Source organism: Variovorax sp. VRV01, assembly GCF_014852545.1.
In the GTDB taxonomy this organism is placed as follows: Bacteria; Pseudomonadota; Gammaproteobacteria; order Burkholderiales; family Burkholderiaceae_C; genus Variovorax; species Variovorax beijingensis_A.
The window spans coordinates 543,000-562,740 of sequence record NZ_JACVBS010000001.1; the positions used below are offsets into that span (position 1 = coordinate 543,000).

The 19,741-nt window shown below is 68.1% G+C and carries 19 protein-coding genes; 10 read left to right on the plus strand and 9 right to left on the minus strand.

The features are described from left to right. Nucleotides 1-6 precede the first annotated feature (6 nt). The 7 genes from fdh3B to IB278_RS02680 all read left to right on the plus strand — a co-directional run bounded on the left by fdh3B (nt 7) and on the right by IB278_RS02680 (nt 7,535). The gene (fdh3B, locus tag IB278_RS02650; protein WP_015866837.1) at nt 7-630 is read left to right on the plus strand and encodes a formate dehydrogenase FDH3 subunit beta; all 624 of its coding nucleotides are present in this window, start codon (nt 7-9) and stop codon (nt 628-630) included. Beyond that, nucleotides 627-881 (plus strand): hypothetical protein, encoded by a 255-nt coding sequence (locus IB278_RS02655; protein WP_192322536.1) that lies wholly within the window; start codon nt 627-629, stop codon nt 879-881. The genes fdh3B and IB278_RS02655 overlap by 4 nt, the downstream gene beginning before the upstream one ends. An 11-nt stretch (nt 882-892) precedes the next feature. Then, on the plus strand, nt 893-2,098 hold the full coding sequence (locus IB278_RS02660; RefSeq protein ID WP_192322537.1) for a formate dehydrogenase subunit gamma: 1,206 nt from the start codon (nt 893-895) through the stop codon (nt 2,096-2,098). Next, nucleotides 2,095-2,508, plus strand: a complete 414-nt coding sequence (locus IB278_RS02665; RefSeq protein ID WP_192322538.1) for a hypothetical protein — start codon at nt 2,095-2,097, stop codon at nt 2,506-2,508. The genes IB278_RS02660 and IB278_RS02665 overlap by 4 nt, the downstream gene beginning before the upstream one ends. Beyond that, nucleotides 2,505-3,377, plus strand: coding sequence for a formate dehydrogenase accessory sulfurtransferase FdhD (locus tag IB278_RS02670; protein WP_192322539.1), 873 nt, complete (start codon nt 2,505-2,507; stop codon nt 3,375-3,377). The genes IB278_RS02665 and IB278_RS02670 overlap by 4 nt, the downstream gene beginning before the upstream one ends. A 70-nt stretch (nt 3,378-3,447) precedes the next feature. Continuing rightward, nucleotides 3,448-5,964: an ABC transporter permease gene (locus IB278_RS02675; protein ID WP_192322540.1), complete on the plus strand. Its 2,517-nt coding sequence runs from the start codon at nt 3,448-3,450 to the stop codon at nt 5,962-5,964. Nucleotides 5,965-6,053: 89 nt separating this feature from the next. Next, on the plus strand, nt 6,054-7,535 hold the full coding sequence (locus IB278_RS02680) for an AAA family ATPase (protein ID WP_192322541.1): 1,482 nt from the start codon (nt 6,054-6,056) through the stop codon (nt 7,533-7,535). On the opposite strand, the gene IB278_RS02685 is transcribed toward IB278_RS02680, so the two are convergent. Next, nucleotides 7,507-8,403: a LysR family transcriptional regulator gene (locus tag IB278_RS02685; protein ID WP_192322542.1), complete on the minus strand. Its 897-nt coding sequence runs from the start codon at nt 8,401-8,403 to the stop codon at nt 7,507-7,509. The two genes, IB278_RS02680 and IB278_RS02685, sit on opposite strands and share 29 nt — an antisense overlap. Nucleotides 8,404-8,512: 109 nt before the next feature. Between IB278_RS02685 and IB278_RS02690 the strand changes: the two genes are divergently transcribed. Further along, entirely contained in the window at nt 8,513-10,033 is a 1,521-nt protein-coding gene (locus tag IB278_RS02690; RefSeq protein ID WP_192322543.1) for an MFS transporter, read from the plus strand. A 66-nt stretch (nt 10,034-10,099) separates the two neighbouring features. Further along, on the plus strand, nt 10,100-10,324 hold the full coding sequence (locus tag IB278_RS02695) for a SlyX family protein (RefSeq protein ID WP_145745598.1): 225 nt from the start codon (nt 10,100-10,102) through the stop codon (nt 10,322-10,324). A gap of 315 nt (nt 10,325-10,639) precedes the next feature. Here the strand turns inward: IB278_RS02695 and trhA are convergent, their stop codons facing one another. From trhA to cyoA, 8 genes are read right to left on the minus strand one after another with little or no spacing between them, the layout of a single operon-like run. Further along, nucleotides 10,640-11,302 carry a PAQR family membrane homeostasis protein TrhA gene (gene trhA / locus IB278_RS02700; RefSeq protein ID WP_145745596.1) on the minus strand — a complete coding sequence of 221 codons (663 nt, stop codon included), beginning with the start codon at nt 11,300-11,302 and terminating at the stop codon, nt 10,640-10,642. 1 nt (nt 11,303) lies between these two features. Next, on the minus strand, nt 11,304-11,852 hold the full coding sequence (locus IB278_RS02705; protein ID WP_145745595.1) for a response regulator transcription factor: 549 nt from the start codon (nt 11,850-11,852) through the stop codon (nt 11,304-11,306). Continuing rightward, nucleotides 11,849-13,255 (minus strand): ATP-binding protein, encoded by a 1,407-nt coding sequence (locus tag IB278_RS02710; RefSeq protein ID WP_192322544.1) that lies wholly within the window; start codon nt 13,253-13,255, stop codon nt 11,849-11,851. The genes IB278_RS02705 and IB278_RS02710 overlap by 4 nt, the downstream gene beginning before the upstream one ends. Continuing rightward, nucleotides 13,239-14,096 carry an SURF1 family protein gene (locus IB278_RS02715; protein ID WP_192322545.1) on the minus strand — a complete coding sequence of 286 codons (858 nt, stop codon included), beginning with the start codon at nt 14,094-14,096 and terminating at the stop codon, nt 13,239-13,241. Before IB278_RS02715 ends, IB278_RS02710 begins: the two co-directional genes overlap by 17 nt. Continuing rightward, nucleotides 14,093-14,506, minus strand: coding sequence for a cytochrome o ubiquinol oxidase subunit IV (gene cyoD / locus IB278_RS02720; protein ID WP_145745590.1), 414 nt, complete (start codon nt 14,504-14,506; stop codon nt 14,093-14,095). Before cyoD ends, IB278_RS02715 begins: the two co-directional genes overlap by 4 nt. Beyond that, complete coding sequence (gene cyoC / locus IB278_RS02725) at nt 14,503-15,168, minus strand: cytochrome o ubiquinol oxidase subunit III (protein ID WP_145745588.1); 666 nt, start codon at nt 15,166-15,168, stop codon at nt 14,503-14,505. The genes cyoD and cyoC overlap by 4 nt, the downstream gene beginning before the upstream one ends. Beyond that, the gene (gene cyoB, locus IB278_RS02730; RefSeq protein ID WP_145745586.1) at nt 15,161-17,173 is read right to left on the minus strand and encodes a cytochrome o ubiquinol oxidase subunit I; all 2,013 of its coding nucleotides are present in this window, start codon (nt 17,171-17,173) and stop codon (nt 15,161-15,163) included. Before cyoB ends, cyoC begins: the two co-directional genes overlap by 8 nt. Continuing rightward, entirely contained in the window at nt 17,170-18,198 is a 1,029-nt protein-coding gene (gene cyoA, locus IB278_RS02735) for a ubiquinol oxidase subunit II (RefSeq protein WP_145745584.1), read from the minus strand. The genes cyoB and cyoA overlap by 4 nt, the downstream gene beginning before the upstream one ends. Before the next feature lie 175 nt (nt 18,199-18,373). On the opposite strand from cyoA, the gene IB278_RS02740 reads away from it, so the two are divergent. After that, nucleotides 18,374-19,714 carry an MFS transporter gene (locus IB278_RS02740; RefSeq protein ID WP_145745582.1) on the plus strand — a complete coding sequence of 447 codons (1,341 nt, stop codon included), beginning with the start codon at nt 18,374-18,376 and terminating at the stop codon, nt 19,712-19,714. Nucleotides 19,715-19,741 lie beyond the last annotated feature (27 nt).

Genomic DNA, 19,741 nt, shown 5'->3' on the forward strand with positions numbered 1-19,741 from the left:
AAAGCAATGGCACGAATGAAATTTGTCTGTGACGCCGAGCGTTGCATCGAGTGCAACGGCTGCGTCACGGCCTGCAAGAACGAGAACGAGGTGCCCTGGGGCGTGAACCGCCGCCGCGTGGTCACGCTCAACGACGGGGTGCCGGGCGAGAAGTCGATCTCGGTGGCCTGCATGCACTGCTCCGACGCGCCCTGCATGGCCGTGTGCCCGGTGCAGTGCTTCTACCGTACCGAAGAAGGCGTGGTGCTGCACGACAAGGACGTCTGCATCGGCTGCGGCTACTGTTCGTACGCCTGCCCGTTCGGCGCGCCGCAGTTCCCGTCGCAGGGAACCTTCGGCGTGCGCGGCAAGATGGACAAGTGCACCTTCTGCGCCGGCGGCCCCGAGGCCAACGGCTCCGAAGCCGAGTTCGAGAAGTACGGCCGCAACCGGCTCGCCGAAGGCAAGCTTCCGGCCTGCGCCGAGATGTGCTCGACGAAGGCGCTTCTGGCCGGCGACGGCGACGTGGTGGCCGACATCTTCCGCACCCGCGTGGTCCAGCGCGGCAAGGGCGCCGAAGTCTGGGGCTGGGGCACCGCCTACGGCTCGCAGCAGGCCGGTACCCCGCCGGCCGGCGGAGTGCGCAAATGAGGCGGCCGGGCCTCGTCTTCGCGGGCGCTGCGCTGGCCGCAAGTTGCCTCGCGGCCTGCGGCGAGAAGCCGCAGACCAACGCACAGGGCGTCAAGCACGACGCCGTGCCCTGGAGCGGCACGGGTACCCAGGAGAACGCCGGCACGGTGTTCACAGCGCCCGGCTGGAAGGTCGGCGACAAGACCGCCTGGCAGCAGCAGCTCAAGACCCGCGCGCAGAACGGGCAGAACGAATACAACAAAGAGAACTGAACGGAGAGCCCATGAAGCAAGCGCTGACCGCTCTCGTTCTTCTTGCCGCGCTGGGTACGGCCTTCGCGCAGGCGCAGCCGCCGGCCGCCCCTGGAACGACGTCCGCAACCGCCGCGCCGGAACCCGCCGCGGGTGGCATCCGCGGCCAGAACATCTTCGAGGTCAAGCCCGAAGCCAGCGCCGACCCCAACTACGCGAACCAGACCAATGGCGAGCGCATGAAGGTGCAGCCCGGCAACAACGCGCCGATGTGGCGCCAGGTGGGGCAGGGCGTGACCGGCTACAGCAGCCTGCCGAAAAGCCAGGCGCCCGAGGCCGGCAACCTGATCCAGCCTTTCGTGCAGTACCCCGGTTCGCGCCTCACCAATGCCGGCGAAGCCTGGCGCCAGGTGCGCAACGACTGGATCATTCCCTACGGTGCGGCGCTGCTGTTCGTCGTGCTGCTGGCACTGGCCATCTTCTATTTCACGCGCGGCCCCATTCGACTGCACGGCCAGGAGACCGGCCGCAAGATCGAGCGCTTCACCCCGTTCGAGCGCGCCACGCACTGGTCGAACGCCATCGCGTTCGTCACGCTCGCGCTCTCCGGCATCGTGATGGCCTTCGGCAAGTTCTTCCTGATGCCGTGGATGGGGGCCACGCTCTTCGGCTGGATTGCCTACGCGCTCAAGAACGTCCATAACTTCGTCGGGCCGCTGTTCGTGGTGACGACGGTGTTCATGGTGTTCACCTTCATCCGCGACAACCTCCCGCGTGCCAGCGACCTCCAATGGCTCGCGCGCTTCGGCGGCCTGTTCGGCGGCAAGGAAGTGCCGTCGCACCGCTTCAACGCGGGCGAGAAGCTGGTCTTCTGGGGCGGCGTGCTGTTCCTCGGCCTCTTCGTCATCGGCTCGGGGCTTTTCCTGGACAAGCTGCTGCCGGGCTTCGTCTACACGCGCGGCGAGATGCAGGTGGCGCACATGGTCCACGGCATCGCAACCCTGTTGATGATCGCGATGATCATGGGCCACATCTACATCGGCACGCTCGGCATGACAGGCGCCTACAAGGCCATGCGCACCGGCTATGTCGACGAGACCTGGGCCAGGGAACACCACGAACTCTGGTACGACGACATCGCCGCGGGCAAGATCCCGGCGCAGCGCACGCCGCCGGCCGGCTCGGCCGCAGCACCGGCCGCGCGGCCCGTGAGACCCGTTGAAGGAACACCCTCATGAAGCTGCCGTTGAATCTCTCTTGCGCATCGCTGCTGGTGCTCGCGCTGGCCGCGCCCGTTGCATGGGCCAAGCTGCCGCCGCCGCCCGCCACCCCCGAAGCCAAGGCCAAGGCCGCCGAAGCCGCGGCCAAGACCGCCTGGAGCGGCAAGGTCGATGCCTTCAAGCTCTGCCAGGCGCAGGACCGCGTCGCGGCCAAGTACCGCGCCAGCGCCACCGCGGCCGGCAAGCCGGTGCCCGCGGCGCCTGCCACGCCGCCCTGCGCCGACCCCGGCCCCTTCGCCTTCACGCCGCCGGCGGAAGCCAAGCCCATCGAGGCTTCGGGCGCGCATTCGCCGGCCACCACGGCTGCATCGCCGCCGAGCACCGTGCAGCCTGCCGCCACCACCAATCCCACGCCGAAGGCGCAGTGACGACGCCGTTGTCGTTGCCGCTCCCGCGTCTCACCCAGGCCCGCGCCGCGCTGACGCGCGAGGTCGAGGTCGTCGACGAGCATGGCGCGCGCGGCACCGTCTCCATTCCCGCCGAGCGCGACCTCACGGTGTACGTGGACCGGCGCGAACTCGTCACGCTGATGACGCTCGGCGCCCAGCCCGAACTGCTGGTGCTGGGCTATCTGCTGAACCAGCGCCTGATCGAATCGGCCAGTGACGTCGAGTCGGTCACGGTCGACTGGGAGGTCGGCGCCGCCGCCGTCAGGACGCACGCGGGCATCGACCGCATCGAGGAGCGCACCGCCAAGAAGGTGGTGACCACCGGCTGCGGCCAGGGCAGCGTGTTCGGCGACCTGATGGCCGACATCGACAAGCTCCAGCTGCCGCCCACGCGCATGACGCAGGCCCAGCTCTATGCGCTGGTCAACGCGATCCGGCTCCAGGAGAGCACCTACAAGTCGGCCGGTTCGGTGCACGGCTGCGCGCTGTTCACGCTGGAGCCCGGCGGCACCGAGGCCACGATGCACTGCTTCGTGGAAGACGTGGGCCGCCACAACGCCATCGACACCATCGCGGGCTGGTGCGCCATGCAGCCGCCGGGCGCGCTGGCCGGCGACCGCGTCTTCTACACCACCGGCCGGCTCACGAGCGAGATGGTGATCAAGTCGGCGCAGATGGGCGTGCCCATCGTGGTCTCGCGCAGCGGCATCACGCAGATGGGCCACGAGGTGGCCACGCGCGTGGGCCTATGCGCCATCGGCCGCGCGACCAACCGGCACTTCGTCTGCTACGCGGGCATCGACCGGCTGGTGCTGCAGCCGGAACTCGCGCGCCGCAGTCCGGCCTGAGGCCTTCACCCTACTCGCGGTAAGCCCCTGAAAGGCCCCGGCCGCACGCACGTCGGCTATCGTCTCGCCCATGAATGCCTCCTTCCGCCTTGGCTGGCGCACCTTGTGGCGCGACCTGCGCGCCGGCGAACTGCGCCTCTTGATCGTTGCCGTCGTGCTGGCCGTGGCCGCGCTCACGGCGGTCGGCTTCTTTGCCGACCGGCTGAAGGGGGGCCTGCAGCGCGATGCGCGACAGCTGCTCGGCGGCGACGCGGTGGTCGTGAGCGACAACCCCACGCCTGCGACCTTCATCGCGCAGGCCCGCGCATTCGGGCTCGAGGGCTCCGGCACCTACGGCTTCCCGACCATGGCGCGAGCCGACGACGCCCAGGGCGGCGCGAGCAAGCTGGTGGCCCTGAAGGCCGTGACCGCGGGCTATCCGCTGCGCGGCAACCTGCAGACCGCAAGCGCCCCCGATGCGCCCGGCAGCATCACGCGCGACATTCCGCCGGCGGGCGAGGTCTGGGTCGATGCCTCGCTGCTCGATTCGCTCGCGCTCAAGGTGGGGGACGCGCTTCTTCTTGGCGACAGCAGCTTGCGCATCGGCCGCGTGATCACGCTGGAGCCCGACCGCGGAGCGGGCTTCATGAGCTTTGCGCCGCGCGTGATGATCAACCAGGCCGACGTGCCGCGCACCGGCCTCGTGCAGCCTGCGAGCCGCGTCGGCTACCGCTATGCCGTGGCGGGCGAGAACGCGGCCGTCAAGCGCTTTTCCGACTGGGCCGAGGCCACCATCAAGAAGGGCGAGCTGCGCGGCGTGCGGCTCGACTCCTTCGAAGGCGGCCGCCCCGAGATGCGCCAGACGCTGGACCGCGCCGAGAAATTCCTGAGCCTGGTCGCGCTGCTCGCGGCGCTGCTGTCGGCCGTGGCGGTGGCGCTGGCCGCGCGCGGCTTCGCGGCCAGCCACCTGGACGACTGCGCCATGCTGCGCGTGCTGGGCCAGAGCCAGCGCACCATCGCGCTGGCCTATTCGTTCGAGTTTGCCGTCGTCGGCATCGTGGCCAGCAGCCTCGGCGTGGCGATCGGCTTTGGCGTGCACTACGTGTTCGTGGTGCTGCTCGCGGGGCTGGTGGAAGCGGCGCTGCCCGCGGCCACCTTGTGGCCTGTGGCCTTCGGCCTGGGCATGGGGCTCACGCTGCTGTTCGCCTTTGGCCTGCCGCCGGTGCTGCAGCTGGCCAGGGTGCCGCCGCTGCGCGTGATCCGGCGCGACGTCGGCGGGCTCAAGCCCGCGTCGCTCGCGGTGCTGGGCATTGGCGTGGCCGGCTTTGCGGCCCTGCTGATCGCGGCCAGCAGCGACCTGAAGCTGGGCCTGATCGCCGTCGGCGGCTTCGCGGGCGCGGTGGCCGTGTTCGCACTGCTGAGCTGGCTCGCGGTGAAGGTGCTGCGCCGCAGCGTCAATGAGACCACCGCGCCGCGCTGGCTGGTGCTGGCCACGCGCCAGATCTCCGCGCGGCCGGCCTACGCGGTGGTGCAGGTCAGCGCGCTGGCCGTGGGCCTGCTTGCGCTGGTGCTGCTGGTGCTGCTGCGCACCGACCTGGTCGCGAGCTGGCGCAAGGCCACGCCGCCCGATGCGCCGAACCGCTTCGTGATCAACGTCATGCCCGACCAGAGCACGGCGTTCCAGAAGTCGCTGCGCGATGCCGGCGTGAAGAAGTTCGACTGGTACCCGATGATCCGCGGCCGCCTGGTGGCCGTCAACGACAAGCCGGTGTCGCCCGACGACTACCTGGAAGACCGCGCCAAGCGCCTGGTCGACCGCGAGTTCAACCTCAGCAACAGCGTGGAGGCGCCGCCGCACAACAGCATCATGGCCGGCGCATGGAAGCCCGATGCGCCCGGCGAAGTGAGCGTCGAGGAAGGCCTGGCCGAGACGCTCGGCCTCAAGCTCGGCGACGTGCTGCGCTTCGACATCGGCGGCATGCAGAACGATGCGCGCATCACCTCGCTGCGCAAGGTCGACTGGGGCTCGATGCATGCGAACTTCTTCGTGATGTACACCGTGGCCGCGCTGCCCGACGTGCCCGTGACCTACATGGGCGCCTTCCGCGCGCCCGAGACCCGCGGCTTCGACAACGCGCTGGTGCGCAGCTACCCCAACGTGACCAACGTCGACATGAGCGCCACCATCAACCAGGTGCAGCGCGTGCTCGACCAGGTGATCCGTGCGGTCGAGTTCCTGTTCGGCTTCACGCTTGCGGCGGGGCTGGTGGTGCTGTTCGCTGCGGTCACGGCCACGCGCGAGGAGCGCGCGCGCGAGTTCGCCGTGATGCGCGCGGTGGGCGCGCGGGCCAGCCTGCTGCGCCAGGTGCAGCGCGCCGAGCTGGCGGGCGTGGGCCTGCTGGCGGGCTTCCTCGCGAGCATCGTGGCGTCGGCCATCGGCTGGGGCCTGGCGCGCTATGTGTTCGACTTCACCTGGACGGCGTCGCCCATCGTGCCGATCGCGGGCGCGCTCGCGGGCGCCGTGCTCGCGCTGGCGGCGGGCTGGTGGGGCCTGCGCGACGTGCTGCGCAGGCCCGTGGTCGACACGCTGCGGCGCGCGGCGGAATAGATTTTTCTTTCCGCGAGGGGCGGGCGGGGCCGGGGAATGCAATACATTCCCCGGCCCTGCATTCATTCATACGAAGAGAACCCCCTTCCATGCGCTTGGCGTCATTCCAGATCACCAACTTTCGCTCGATCAACGACAGCGGCTCCATCGACACCTCGCAGATCACGGCGATCCTCGGCCGAAACGACAGCGGCAAGTCGAACCTGCTGCGCGCGCTGCACAGCCTGAACCCGGCCGAGGGCGTGGCCGAACTCAGTCCGATCAAGGACTTTCCGCGGCATCGCCGCCTCGAGGAATGCCAGGGCGACACGCCGGTCGTCGCGACGCGCTGGGCCCTCGAAGACAGCGAACGAGCCGAACTGGCGCAGATGCTTCCGCGCGCGGCCAACGTGCGCCACGTCACCGCGGGCCGGGGCTACGGCACGGCGCGCTGGAGCGGCCTCGAAGGACTCGGCGACCTCTCGCTCGACGTGTCCGACATCAAGGGCAAGGTGCGCAAGATCGTGCCCGCGGTGAAGGCCGCGGCCGAGAAGCTCGCCGAGGAGGTGCGCGCGACGCTGGAGCAGGCGGCCGACGCCTTCGACGCCGCGATGATCCTGAGCCCCGACTACATCCGGTGGTCTGCATGTGCGGTGGCGGCACTGCAATCGCTGCGCAAGGCACTGGCTGCCGCAGGCGCCGAGCTCAGCGACAAGCAGGAGCAGATGCTGGCCGAGCTCGAGGACGTGGCCCGCGCCATCGCCAACGACACGCCGGCGCTCGCGAAGGCAAAGCAGTGGGTGCTCGACAAGCTGCCCCGGTTCATCTACGTGGACGAGTACCCGGCGCTGCCCGGCCGGCAGAACATTGCCGAGCACCTCGCACGCAAGGGCTGGGGGCAGGCCGCGCCCGCGCAGCGCAGCTTCGAGAGGCTCTGCAAGGCCGCGGGGCTCGATCCGCAGCAGCTGCAGGACCTGCTGGAGAAGAACGACCAGGCCACGCGCAACCAGCTCGCCAACCGCGCCGGCTCCGTCGTCACCGCCGAGATCCGCCGGCTCTGGAAGGACCGTGAGCTCAAGGTGCGCTTCAATCTGGACGGGCCGTACATGGACACGCTGGTGTCCGACCCGAGCCGCGCCTACGACGTGGAAGTGAACCTCGACGAGCGCAGCCGGGGCTTCCAGTGGTTTTTCTCTTTCTACGTCACCTTCTTCGCGGATACGAAGGGTGCCGGCGATGCCGTCCTGCTGCTGGACGAGCCCGGCCTGCACCTGCATGCGCGCTCGCAGGCCGACCTGCTCGCGCACTTCGAGCAGGATTTCGGCAACCAGATCATCTACACCACGCACTCGCCCTTCATGGTGCCCGTGCACCGGCCCGACGCGGTGCGCACGGCCAGCGCGAGCGAAGCGGCCGGCACCACCGTGAGCAACAAGGCCGAGGGCGACGCGCGCACGCTCTATCCGCTGCAGGCGGCGCTTGCGCTGAGCCGGCTGGCGGGCGAGGCCGCGAAGCCGCAGCCAAAGGAGAGCACGGCGCGCGTCGAGGTGCCATCGCGCGAGGTCAGCGAACCGGCGGCAAGTCTTCCCTGAACATGTGCTCGCTCGCGAAGTCCACGAAGGCCCGCACCTTCGGCGACAGCTGCCGGCTCGACGGCCACAGCGCCGAGAACTGCCCCTGGCGCACCAGGTGCGTTTCGAGCACGCGCCGCAGTTCGCCGCGGCAGAGCGAATCGCGCGCGAGAAAGTCGGGCATGTAGGCCACGCCGAGTCCGGCCACTGCCGCGCCGAGCATGGCTTCCATGTTATTGCACAAGAGGCCGGGCGGCAGCTGCGCGGGCAGGCCCGGCAGGTCCCAGTCCTCGATCCTGCCGCCGGTCACGAACTTGTAGCGCAGGCAGCTGTGCTGCGCGAGATCGGCCGGCACCTGCGGCACGCCGTGGCGCGCCAGGTAGTCCGGAGATGCGACGAGCACGAAGCAGAACGGACCGAGCCGGCGCGCCACGAATTGCGAATCGTCCAGCTCGCCGCTGCGGATCGCCACGTCCACGCCTTCGGCGATCACGTCGACCAGCCGGTCGTTGAAGTCGAGATCGAGTTCGATCTCCGGATAGCGCGCCTTGAAGGCCGGCAGCATCGGCAGGAGGAAGCGGTAGCCGATGGTCGGCAGGCTCACGCGCAGGCGGCCGCGCGGGGCCGCCGCGGCGTCCTGCATCATCGCGCGCGCATCGTCGAGCTCGTCGAGGATGCGGCGGCAGCGCTCGTGGAACATCGCGCCTTCTTCGGTCAGCCGCACATGCCGCGTGGTGCGGTGGAAAAGCCGCAGGCCGAGCTGCTGTTCGAGCCGCGCAACGTTCTTGCCCACGGCCGAGGCCGAGATGCCCAGCAGCCGGCCGGCCTTGGCAAAGCTCAGCAGGTCGGCCGCCCGCACGAAGGATTCGAGTCCGCTGAAACTGTCCATGGATTGGCAACCCTAGGTTGGGAGTGTGAGGATCAAAGGCGCCATTCTCATTCCATTGATTCCTTTCTATCTTCTGTGCCTTCGTTCTCCCTTTGCGTGAAAGCCTTCGATGTCTTCGTCTTTCCACAAGAACTGGCTGCTGGCCGCCGTGTGCCTCGCGGCGCTCGGCATGCCGCTGAGCTTCACCGGCCCGGCGGTGGTGCTGCCCGCGATCCGCGATGCGCTGGGCGGCAGCCCGGTGCAGCTCAACTGGGTGACCAACGCCTTCATGCTGAGCTTCGGCGCCACGCTGATGGCGGCGGGCGCGCTGGCCGACACCTATGGGCGCAAGCGGGTCTTTCTGCTGGGGCTGGCGGTGGTGGCGCTCAGCAGTTCGCTGCTGATGCTCGCGCCCGGCATCGCTGTTTTCGATCTTGCACGTGCGTTGCAGGGGCTGGGGTCGGCCGCGGCCTTCGCGGCGGGCACGGCGGCACTGGCGCAGGTGTTCGACGGTGCGGCGCGCACGCGGGCGTTCAGCCTGATTGGCACTTCGTTCGGCGTGGGGCTGTCGTGTGGCGCCATCCTCTCGGGCTGGCTCGCCGAATCCTTCGGCTGGCGCTCGGTGATGCTGAGCCCCGGCGCGATCAGCCTCATCGCGCTGGGCATCGCGGCGCCGGGCATGCACGAGTCGCGCAATCCGGACGCGATGGGGCTGGACATGCCGGGCACGGTCACGTTCACCGGTGCGCTGAGCCTGCTGACGCTCGGCGTGCTGCAGGCGCCCGACAGCGGCTGGGGCAGCCCGTGGGTGATCGCCGCGCTGGCAGGCGCCGTGCTGATGGGCGCGGCCTTCATTGCCATCGAGCGGCGCGTGGCGCATCCGATGCTCGACCTGTCGCTGTTGCGCTTTCCGCGCTTCGTGGGCGTGCAGTTGCTGGCCGCAGCGCCGGCCTATGGCTTCGTGGTGCTGCTGGTGCTGCTGCCGATCCGCTTCATCGGGCTGGAGGGGCGCAGCGCGCTCGAGGCGGGCAGCTTCATGTTCGCGCTCTCGGGGCCGATCCTCGTGGTGCCGACGCTCGCGGCCTCGCTCGCGCACCGGTTCTCGGCCGGCGCGATCTCGGCCGCGGGCCTGCTGGTGTGCGCGGCGGGGCTGTTCTGGCTCAGCCGCTGCGCGCCGGGCACGCCGCTGCACGCCATCGTGTGGCCGCTGCTGCTGATCGGCGCGGGCATCGGACTGCCCTGGGGCCTGATGGACGGGCTCGCGGTGAGCGTGGTGCCGCGCGAGCGCGCGGGCATGGCGTCGGGCATCTTCAACACCGTGCGGGTGGCGGGCGAGGGGATTGCACTCGCGCTGGTGGGCGCCGGGCTCACGGCACTGGTCGCATGGCAGCTCGGCCGCCTGCCGGCGCATCCCGCCGCGACATCGCAGGCGGCACAGCGGATGACGACGGGCGACTGGTCGCAGGCCCTCGCGCTGTTGCCGGGCGTGGACCGCGCGGCGCTGTTGCAGGCCTACGGCGCGGCCTTCGGCACGCTGCTGTGCGTGCTGGCCGGTGTCACGGTGCTGACGGCGATGGTGGTGTTCGCGTTCCTGCGGGGCGAGACGCACGCCGGGGCTGGGGCGGTGGCTTTGGAGTCCTCGGCCTGTTGAACGGCGGGGTCAGGCGTGGAGCGCGGCGCCACAAAAAAACGGTGGATCTTCCTGTCCAATAGCGGCATGGACTATCCACCGAACGAACTCGCAGAGCGCCTGACCGAACTCGAGATCAAGTCGAGCTATGCCGAAGACCTCTTGGAGCAGCTCAACATGACGATCTACCGCCAACAGCAGCAGATCGACAGCCTGATCCTGCAGGTCGCGCAGCTCAAGCAGCAGAGCCAGAATGCGGGGCAGGACGGGGCGGCGCGCAACTTGCGCGACGAGCTGCCGCCGCATTACTGAGCGCCTTGTTTCGGGGGGCGCTCACGCCGATGGGGTACCTTGCTCCGCGAATGTCCCCCGGGGCTGCGCCCCTCCTCCTTTATTTCGCTGCGCAAGGCATCCCATCGGCGTGAGCGTTATACGGAGCGGTCGTTGATCAGCGATGCACAACGAGCGTGCCCTCGTGCACAGGGCATCGGGTGCTCCCCGCAGCGAAATCAAGGAGGAGGCCGCAGGCCGGGGGACATTCGCGGAGGGGAGTACCCGGTGGCCTGTGCACGCGCCCTGAACAACAGCGCCACGAACAAGAGCGTCGTTCAGCTCACCCCAACAAGATCAACCGTGCGAATGCCAGAGCACCGCAAAGAAGTGGCAGGTGCTGCCCGCCAGCACGAACAGGTGCCACACCGAATGGGCAAAGCGCACCTTGTTGTCGAACAGGAAGACCACCGCACCTGCGGTGTAGAACAGCCCACCGGCCACGAGCCATCCCAGGCCCGCCGGCGACATGCGCTCGTACAGCGGCACCGCCGCCATCAGCGCCATCCAGCCCATCGCCACGTAGAGCCCGGTCGACCACAGCGGATGCTGCAGCCGGTTGAACAGCTTGGCGCCCACGCCCAGCGCCGCCGCGGCGCAGATGCAGCCGAACAGCGTCCAGCCCCAGGGCCCGCGCAGCACGCCGAAGAGAAAGGGCATGTAGCTGCCCGCGATGAACAGATAGATGGCCGCGTGGTCGAGCCGGTTGAACCAGGCCTTGGCCCGGCCCATCGGCAGTGCGTGGTACAGCGTGGAGATCAAATACAGCACGATCGCCGTGCCGGCAAAGAGCGAGGCGCCGACGATGCTCGCGGCCTGGCCCTTCTGGGCAGCGCTGTAGACCAGGATCGGCAGCGAGGCAATGGCCAGCAGCAGGCCAAGGCCGTGGCTCAATGCATTGAAGATTTCTTCGAGCGTGGTCTGGGCGCGGACCGCAGAGATCGGTTTGCTGGAAGTCATGCTATTTCACCTGCTGCTTGCCAAGCTTGCGCGCCAGCGTGCGCCGGTGCATGCCGAGCCGCCGCGCGGTTTCGGAAATGTTGAAGCCGGTCTCGGCCAGCGTCTCGTGGATGCGCTCCCATTCGAGCGTCTTGATCGAGGTCGAGCGGTTGGTCAGCTCCACCTCCGTGGTGCCGGTGGCGCGGCCGAAGGCGGCCTCGATGTCGTCGGTGTTCGACGGCTTGGCCAGGTAGTGGCAGGCGCCGAGCTTGATGGCCTCGACGGCCGTGGCAATGCTGGCAAAGCCCGTGAGCACCACGATCAGCATCTTCGGGTTGTGCCGGTGCAGCATCTGCACGCAGGCCAGGCCCGAGGCCTCGCCGTTGAGCTTCAGGTCGACCACCGCATAGCCGGGCGAACGGGCCTGCAGCAGCGTCTCGACCTCCTCGGCATTGGTGGCGTGCGCGACCGCATAGCCGCGGCGCTCGAACGACTTGCCGAGCGTGCGCGCGAAGGCCGCGTCGTCCTCGACGATCAGCAGCTGGCGTTCGGCTTCGGTGGTTTCCGTCATGGCCTTGCGTTTCGATCGATGATGGTGTCGGCGGCGCCGATGGCCTGGGTCTCTTCTTCCTCGTCTTCCTCTTCGAGCACGACCGCCGCAAGCGGCAGCGTGATGACCACGATGGCGCCGCCCTCGGGCCGGTTGTGCACCGCGACGCGGCCGCCCAGGGTGCGCGCCACGTTCACCACCAGGAACAGCCCGAGCCCGCCGCCCGGGCGGCCCTTGCTCGACTGGTAGGGTTTGCCGAACTCCTTCAGGATGGCCGGCAGGAAGCCCGGGCCGGCATCGGTGACCGTGAGGGTCAGCGCGTCGGCGTCGTGCGCCACCTCGAAGCGCAGCCAGTGCGGCGAGGCTTCCAGCGCATTGTCGAGCACGTTGCAGATCATCTGCTTGAGCGCCGAGTCGGAGACCATGGGCAGGTCCTGGCCAAAGCGGTTCTCGTAGTCGAATTCCTCGACCGGACGCGTGCTGCGCCATTCCTCGACCAGTTCGTCGAGGAAGGTGCGGACGGTGGTTTCTTCCGACGATTCGCCGCGCGCTTCGCCGGCCGACAGCAGAATGCCGCTCACGATGCTCTTGCAGCGCTGGATCTGCAGTTCCATCTCGGCCACCTCGGTCAGCAGTTCGGGGTCGGAACTGAAATGCGGCAGCCGGCGCCAGTCGCCCAGGATCACGGCCAGCGTGGCAAGCGGCGTGCCCAGTTCGTGCGCGGCGCCCGAGGCCAGCAGGCCCATACGCACGATGTGCTCCTCTTCCGATGCGCGCTGGCGCAGGTCGGCCAGCCGCGCGTCGCGTGCACGCAGGTTGCGGCTGATGCGCGTGATGAACACCACCAGCAGCGCCGCGTTGAGCGCAAAGCAGACCAGCATGCCCTGCACGTAGGGACTCCAGAGCCCGCGGTCGTGGTCCAGCGGCAGCGCGAGCGGGCGCGAGAACAGCGCCAGCCCCGCAAAGCAGAGGCAGGTGACGACCACGATGGTCCAGGTCGACCAGGCCTTCAGAAGCACCGCCCCCAGGATGACCTGCAGCAGGTAAAGGAAGACGAAGGGGTTGGTGGCACCGCCGCTCAGGTAGAGCTGCGCCGTGAGCGTGGCCACGTCGACCAGCAGCGCGAGGAAGAGCTCCCCGTTGGTCACGCGGCGCGGGCTGCGCGAGCGCAGCAGGCTCACGCCGTTGAAGAGTGCGAGGCAGGTCAGCACCTGCAGCATGTGCTCCAGCGGCAGCCGGATGCCGAAGCCGTAGTGCACGACCAGGATGGTGGCGACCTGCCCCACCACCGCGAACCAGCGCAGCTCGATCAGCTGCTGCATGTTCTTGTGGCCGGTGGCGTTGTCCAGGCTTGCCACGCCTGCGCGCGGCGGATGCAATTCGCCCGCGACCGCGACCGCGACGGCTTCAGTCGCGGCGGGCATCGGGGCGGGCGGTGGCGTCGGCATGGGCCGTATTTTCGCCTGTGCCGCCGCCGGTCCTGCCAGCGCGCCTGCGCCCCTCGCGCCAGCCGAACCAGGCTGCGCCCAGGACCATCAGCGCAAGGCCGTACCAGGTGATCGCGTAGACGAGGTGGCTGTTCGGGAAGGCGATGACCGTGAGGCCCGCGGCCGGCCAGGCGGGTGCCGCGCCGGGCGGGGAGGGCGCGGCCTCGGCATCGACGAAGTACGGTGCCGCGTCGTGGAGGCCGCGTGCCGCGGCAATGGCCTGCACGTCGCGCGAGAACCAGCGATCGGCGGCCGGCTCGTTCCTGCGCAGGAAGCCGCCTTTGGGCTCGCTGATGCGCAGGAGGCCGGTCACGGTGGTTTCGCCCTGGGGTTCGTTGGCCGCGCGGGCGGTGCGCTCGCGCGCCTCGGGCGGCACGAAGCCGCGGTTGACCAGCACGATGCTGCCGTCGGCGGCCTGCAGCGGCGTCAGCACCCAGAAGCCGGCGCCGAGCCGGGTGCTGGCCTGCACCAGGGTTTCCTTGCCGTGGAGGAAGCGGCCGGCGATGCGCACGCGGCGGTATTCGTCGTCGGCCGCGTTGACCTGCGGCCAGCGCTCGCGTCCGGGCGCTTCGGAGGCCGGGGCATGCACGCGCTGCTCGACGCGGGCAATGAGATCGAGCTTCCAGGCCCTGCGCTCGACCTGCCAGGTGCCGAGCGCGAAGAAGCCCGCAAAGGCCAGGGCCGCGCAGACCGCCAGTGCCACCCGGGCCGCGGCGCCGCGCGGGCGGCCGGCCGGTGTGGCGTCGTGGGTGCTGGGCTCCGGCGGCGGGGGCGTCAAGGCATGTTCTTCATGTCGTGCACCGACATCGGCATCATGTTGGCGTTCATGTGGTACATGACCCAGAGCGATCCGGCCAGCGTGATGACGACGAGCACGATCGTGAAGATCAGCGCCAGCATGTTCCAGCCGCTCTCGGACTTGGCGTCCATGTGCAGGAAGTAGATCATGTGGACCACGATCTGCACCGCGGCAAAGCCCAGGATCACGAGCGAGGTGGTGCCCGGCTTGCCGAGCACGTTGCCCATGACGAGCCAGAACGGAATCGCGGTCAGGATCACGGCCAGCGCGAAGCCGGTCATGTAGCCCTTGAAGGTGCTGTGGCTGACGGGGCCGTCGTCGTGATGGTCGTCGTGCGCATCGTGTGCGCCATGGCCGTGCGCTGCGGTTTCGGTGTGGGCGGTGCTCATGCCATCGATCCCATCAGATAAACAAAGGTGAAGACGCCGATCCACACCACGTCCAGGAAGTGCCAGAACATCGACAGGCACATCAGGCGGCGGCGGTTCGCGGCGCTGAAGCCGTGCTTGGGCAGCTGGATCATCAGCACGATGAGCCAGACGATGCCGAAGGTCACGTGCAGCCCGTGGGTGCCCACCAGCGCGAAGAACGACGACAGGAAGGCGCTGCGCTGCGGGCCCGCGCCTTCGTGGATCAGGTGCGCGAATTCGTAGAGCTCCAGGCCGATGAAGCCCGCGCCCAGCAGGCCCGTGATGGCCAGCCAGGCCAGCGTGCCGCCCATGCGCTTTTTCTGCATTTCGAGCACGGCGAAGCCATAGGTGATGGACGACAGCAGCAGCAGCGAGGTGTTGACCGCCACCAGCGGCAGGTCGAACAGATCGGCGCCCGAAGGGCCGGCCGCGTAGCTTCGGCCCAGCACGCCATACACCGCGAACAGGCAGGCGAAGACGAGGCAGTCGCTCATCAGGTAGAGCCAGAAGCCGAGCAGCGTGCCGTTTTCCGGGTGGTGGTCGTTGCCGACGTGGAACAGCTCGAACACGGGCGGCTTGCCCGTGGCGTCGCTGTGGGCGTGGCCGGCCGCGGGGGAGTGGAGGGCGGTGGTATCAGACATGGGCTGCTGCCAGGAGGCGGGTGCGTTCGTCCTCGGTGCGAACGACCTCTTCCGCGGGGATGTGGTAGTCGCGCTTGTAGTTGAAGGTGTGGATGATCACGGCCGCCAGCATGGCGAAGAAAGCCACGCCCGCCACCAGCCACATCTGCCAGATCAGCGCGAAGCCGCAGGTTCCGGCCAGCGCCGCGATGATGAAGCCGGCGGCCGTGTTCTTGGGCATGTGGATGGGCGTGAAGCCGTCGACCGGGCGGGTGTAGCCGCGGCGCTTCATGTCGGTCCAGGCGTCGTTGTCGTGGATGCGCGGCGTGAACGCGAAGTTGTAGGCCGGCGGGGGCGACGAGGTCGACCATTCGAGCGTGCGGCCGTTCCACGGGTCGCCCGTGGTGTCGCGCAGCGAATCGCGGCGGATGTAGCTCACCACCAGCTGGATCAGGAACGAGGCGATGCCCAGCGCGATCAGCACCGCGCCGAAGGCCGCCACCTGGAACCAGATCTGCAGCGACATGTCCTGGAAGTGGCTCATGCGGCGCGTGACGCCCATCAGGCCAAGCACATACAGCGGCATGAACGCGAACCAGAAGCCCACGATCCAGAACCAGAACGAGCACTTGCCCCAGAACGGATCGAGCTTGTAGCCGAAGGCCTTCGGGAACCAGTAGGTGATGCCCGCCAGCATGCCGAACAGCACGCCGCCGATGATCACGTTGTGGAAGTGGGCGATCAGGAACAGGCTGTTGTGCAGCACGAAGTCGGCCGGGGGCACCGCGAGCAGCACGCCCGTCATGCCGCCGATCACGAAGGTGATCATGAAGCCGATGGTCCACATCATGGGCAGCTCGAAGCGGATGCGGCCGCGGTACATGGTGAAGAGCCAGTTGAAGATCTTCGCGCCCGTGGGGATCGAGATGATCATCGTCGTGATGCCGAAGAACGAGTTCACGCTGGCGCCCGAGCCCATGGTGAAGAAGTGGTGCAGCCACACGAGGTACGACAGGATCGTGATCACCACCGTGGCGTAGACCATCGAGGCGTAGCCGAACAGGCGCTTGCCGCTGAAGGTGGAGACCACTTCCGAGAAGATGCCGAAGGCCGGCAGGATCAGGATGTAGACCTCGGGGTGGCCCCAGATCCAGATCAGGTTCACGTACATCATGGCGTTGCCGCCGAGGTCGTTCGTGAAGAAGTTGGTGCCGACGTAGCGGTCGAGCGACAGCAGCGCGAGCACGGCCGTGAGCACCGGGAAGGCGGCCACGATCAGCACGTTGGTGCACAGGGCCGTCCAGGTGAACACCGGCATCTTCATCATCGTCATGCCGGGCGCGCGCATCTTCACGATGGTGGCCAGCAGGTTGACGCCGGACAACAGGGTGCCGACCCCCGCGATCTGCAATGACCAGATGTAGTAGTCCACCCCCACGTCGGGGCTGAAGAGAATGCCCGACAGCGGCGGGTAGGCGAGCCAGCCGGTCTTGGCGAATTCGCCGACGAACAGCGACGCCATCACGAGGCCGGCGCCGAAGGTGGTCATCCAGAAGCTGAAGTTGTTCAGGAACGGGAAGGCCACGTCGCGTGCGCCGATCTGCAGCGGCACCACGAAGTTCATGAGGCCCGTGACCAGCGGCATCGCCACGAAGAAGATCATGATCACGCCGTGGGCGGTGAAGATCTGGTCGTAGTGGTGCGGCGGCAGGAAGCCGGCGTTGTCGCCGAAGGCGATGGCCTGCTGGGCCCGCATCATGATGGCGTCGGAGAAGCCGCGCAGCAGCATCACCAGGCCGAGGATGATGTACATGATGCCGATCTTCTTGTGGTCGATGCTGGTGATCCAGTCGCGCCACAGCACGCCCCAGACCTTGTAGTAGGTGATGGCGCCCAGCAGTGCGAGGCCGCCGAGGGCGACCGCGATGAAGGTGGCGAGCAGGATCGGCTCGTGGAAGGGAATCGCCTCCCAGGTGAGGCGGCCGAAGATGAGCTTCGTCAGGTCAAGGTTCTCGAACATCGTCATTCTTCGGTGGTGCACATCGCCGTGACGTACTTGCGCGTGGGCGAATTGGTGAGGGTGTCAGCCTGCCAGGCCTTCTTGGTGGCAATGTTGAACGCGCCGGGCTTGCCCAGCCCGCCGTCCGCATCGATGGCCATCATTTCCTTCATGCACATCTTGTTGCGGTCGACGCAGAGGTTGAGGATGGCGTCGTACAGGTCGGGCGCCACCGCGGCGTAGTGCCGCACCGGCTCGCGCTCGCTCGGCGCTTCGAGCTTCTTGTACTGCTCGCGCGTGAGTTCGCCGTCCTTGCCGGCCTTGACCTTCTGCACCCACTGGTCGAAGCCGGTGTTGCTCAGGCCGTGGAACTTGAAGCGCATGCCCGAGAAGCCCGCGCCGCTGTAGTTGGCCGAGAAGCCCTCGAACTCGCCGGGCTTGTTGATGACCGCATGCAGCTTGGTCTCCATGCCCGGCATGGCATAGATCTGGCCGGCCAGCGCGGGAATGAAGAAGGAGTTCATCACCGAGGAGGCGGTGATCTTGAAGGTGATCGGCCGGTCGACCGGCGCGGCCATTTCATTCACCGTGGCAAAGCCCTGCTCGGGGTAGATGAAGAGCCATTTCCAGTCGAGCGCCACCACTTCGACCACCAGCGGCTTGGCCTCGGCGGGAACCGGGCGCTCGGCGTCGAGCCGGCTGAGCGGCCGGTACGGGTCGAGCGTGTGGGTGCTGATCCAGGTGATGGCACCCAGCGCGATGATGATCAGCAGCGGCGCGGCCCAGATCGCGAGCTCGAGCTGGGTGGAATGGTCCCAGTCGGGGCTGTAGTCGGCCTCCTTGTTCGACTGGCGATAGCGCCAGGCAAAGAAGAGGGTCAGCGCGATCACCGGAATGATGATGATCAGCATCAGCACGGTGGAGACGACGATCAGGCGTCCCTGCTGGTTGGCGATGTCGCCGGAAGGGTTCATGAGCACCGTGTTGCAGCCTGCCAGCAAGGCAAGCGGAAGCAACAGGGGCCATCGGCGAAGAGATTTGAGGGTGGGCATGCCGAAAGAAAGAAGTGCGTGGGCTGCGCAAAGACTCCACAATCTACGACCAAAGGCCTTCGCCGCCTATTGGACGTTTTGTCCTATGGCGGGAATCCTCATTCGGTGAGACGCTTGGACCCTGTTCAATGGTCTACCTTGGTCACTGCCGGTGACACCCGAATTAAAAAACGCAATGACGACGACGTCCAGCATCAGTCCGCAAGGCGCACAGCCTGTGCCGAACACGTCCGGAAACGACGCCCGGCAGGGCGACGAACATTCCCACATCGCACCCGGCGAGATCGCCGTGGGCGTGATCATCGGCCGGGCGTCGGAATATTTCGACTTCTTCGTCTACGGCATTGCCTCGGTGCTGGTGTTCCCGGCGGTGTTCTTCCCGTTCGAGGCGCGCCTCGAGGGAACCCTCTACGCCTTCGTGGTTTTTTCCTTCGCATTCCTTGCGCGGCCGTTCGGAACCGTCATTTCGATGGCCATCCAGCGGCGCTTCGGGCGGGAAGCCAAGCTGACCATCGCGCTGTTCGTGCTGGGCACCTCCACCGCGGGCATCGCCTTCCTGCCGGGCTACGCGAGCCTCGGGTTCACGTCGATCGTGCTGCTGTCGGTGTTCCGCTTCGCCCAGGGCCTTGCGCTCGGCGGCTCGTGGGACGGCCTGCCGTCGCTGCTGGCGCTCAATGCGCCGGAGAACCGCCGCGGCTGGTACGCCATGCTGGGCCAGCTGGGCGCGCCGCTCGGCTTTTTCGTGGCGAGCGCGCTGTTCGCCTACCTCTACGCCAACCTGCCGCTCAAGGACTTCCTCGACTGGGGCTGGCGCTACACCTTCTACGTGGCCTTCGCGATCAACGTGGTGGCGCTGTTCGCGCGCCTGCGGCTGGTGGCCACCGAAGAGTATTCCCGCCTGCTCGAAGAGCGCGAACTGCAGCCCACCAGCGTGGTCGAGCTGACCCGCTCGCAGGGCGCCAACCTGCTGATCGGCGCGTTCGCGGCGCTGGCCAGCTACGCGCTGTTCCACCTGATCACCGTGTTCCCGCTGTCGTGGATCACGCTGTACTCCGACCAGTCGATCACCGAGTTCCTGGTGGTGCAGATGGTCGGCGCGGTGTTCTGCGCCGGCGGCATCGTGGCCTCGGGCCTGGTCGCCGACCGCGTGGGACGGCGTTTCACGCTGGGCGGGCTGGCCGCGATGATCGCGGTGTTCAGCGGCTTTGCGCCCACGCTGCTCGACGGCGGCCGCCTCGGGCAGGACATCTTCATCCTGCTGGGCTTCGTGCTGCTGGGCCTGTCGTACGGCCAGGCGGCCGGCGCCGTGACCTCGAACTTCGAGCCCAAGTACCGCTACACCGGCGCCGCGCTCACGGCCGACCTGGCCTGGCTCATCGGCGCCGCCTTCGCGCCGCTGGTGGCGCTGGGGCTGTCGGCGAATTTCGGGCTGGCCTACGTGAGCGTCTATCTGCTGTCCGGTGCCGTCGGCACGCTGGCGGCGCTGGGGCTCAACAGGGCGCTGGTGCGCGACTGAGCGGCGGATCGCGGCCGTTTTCTACAG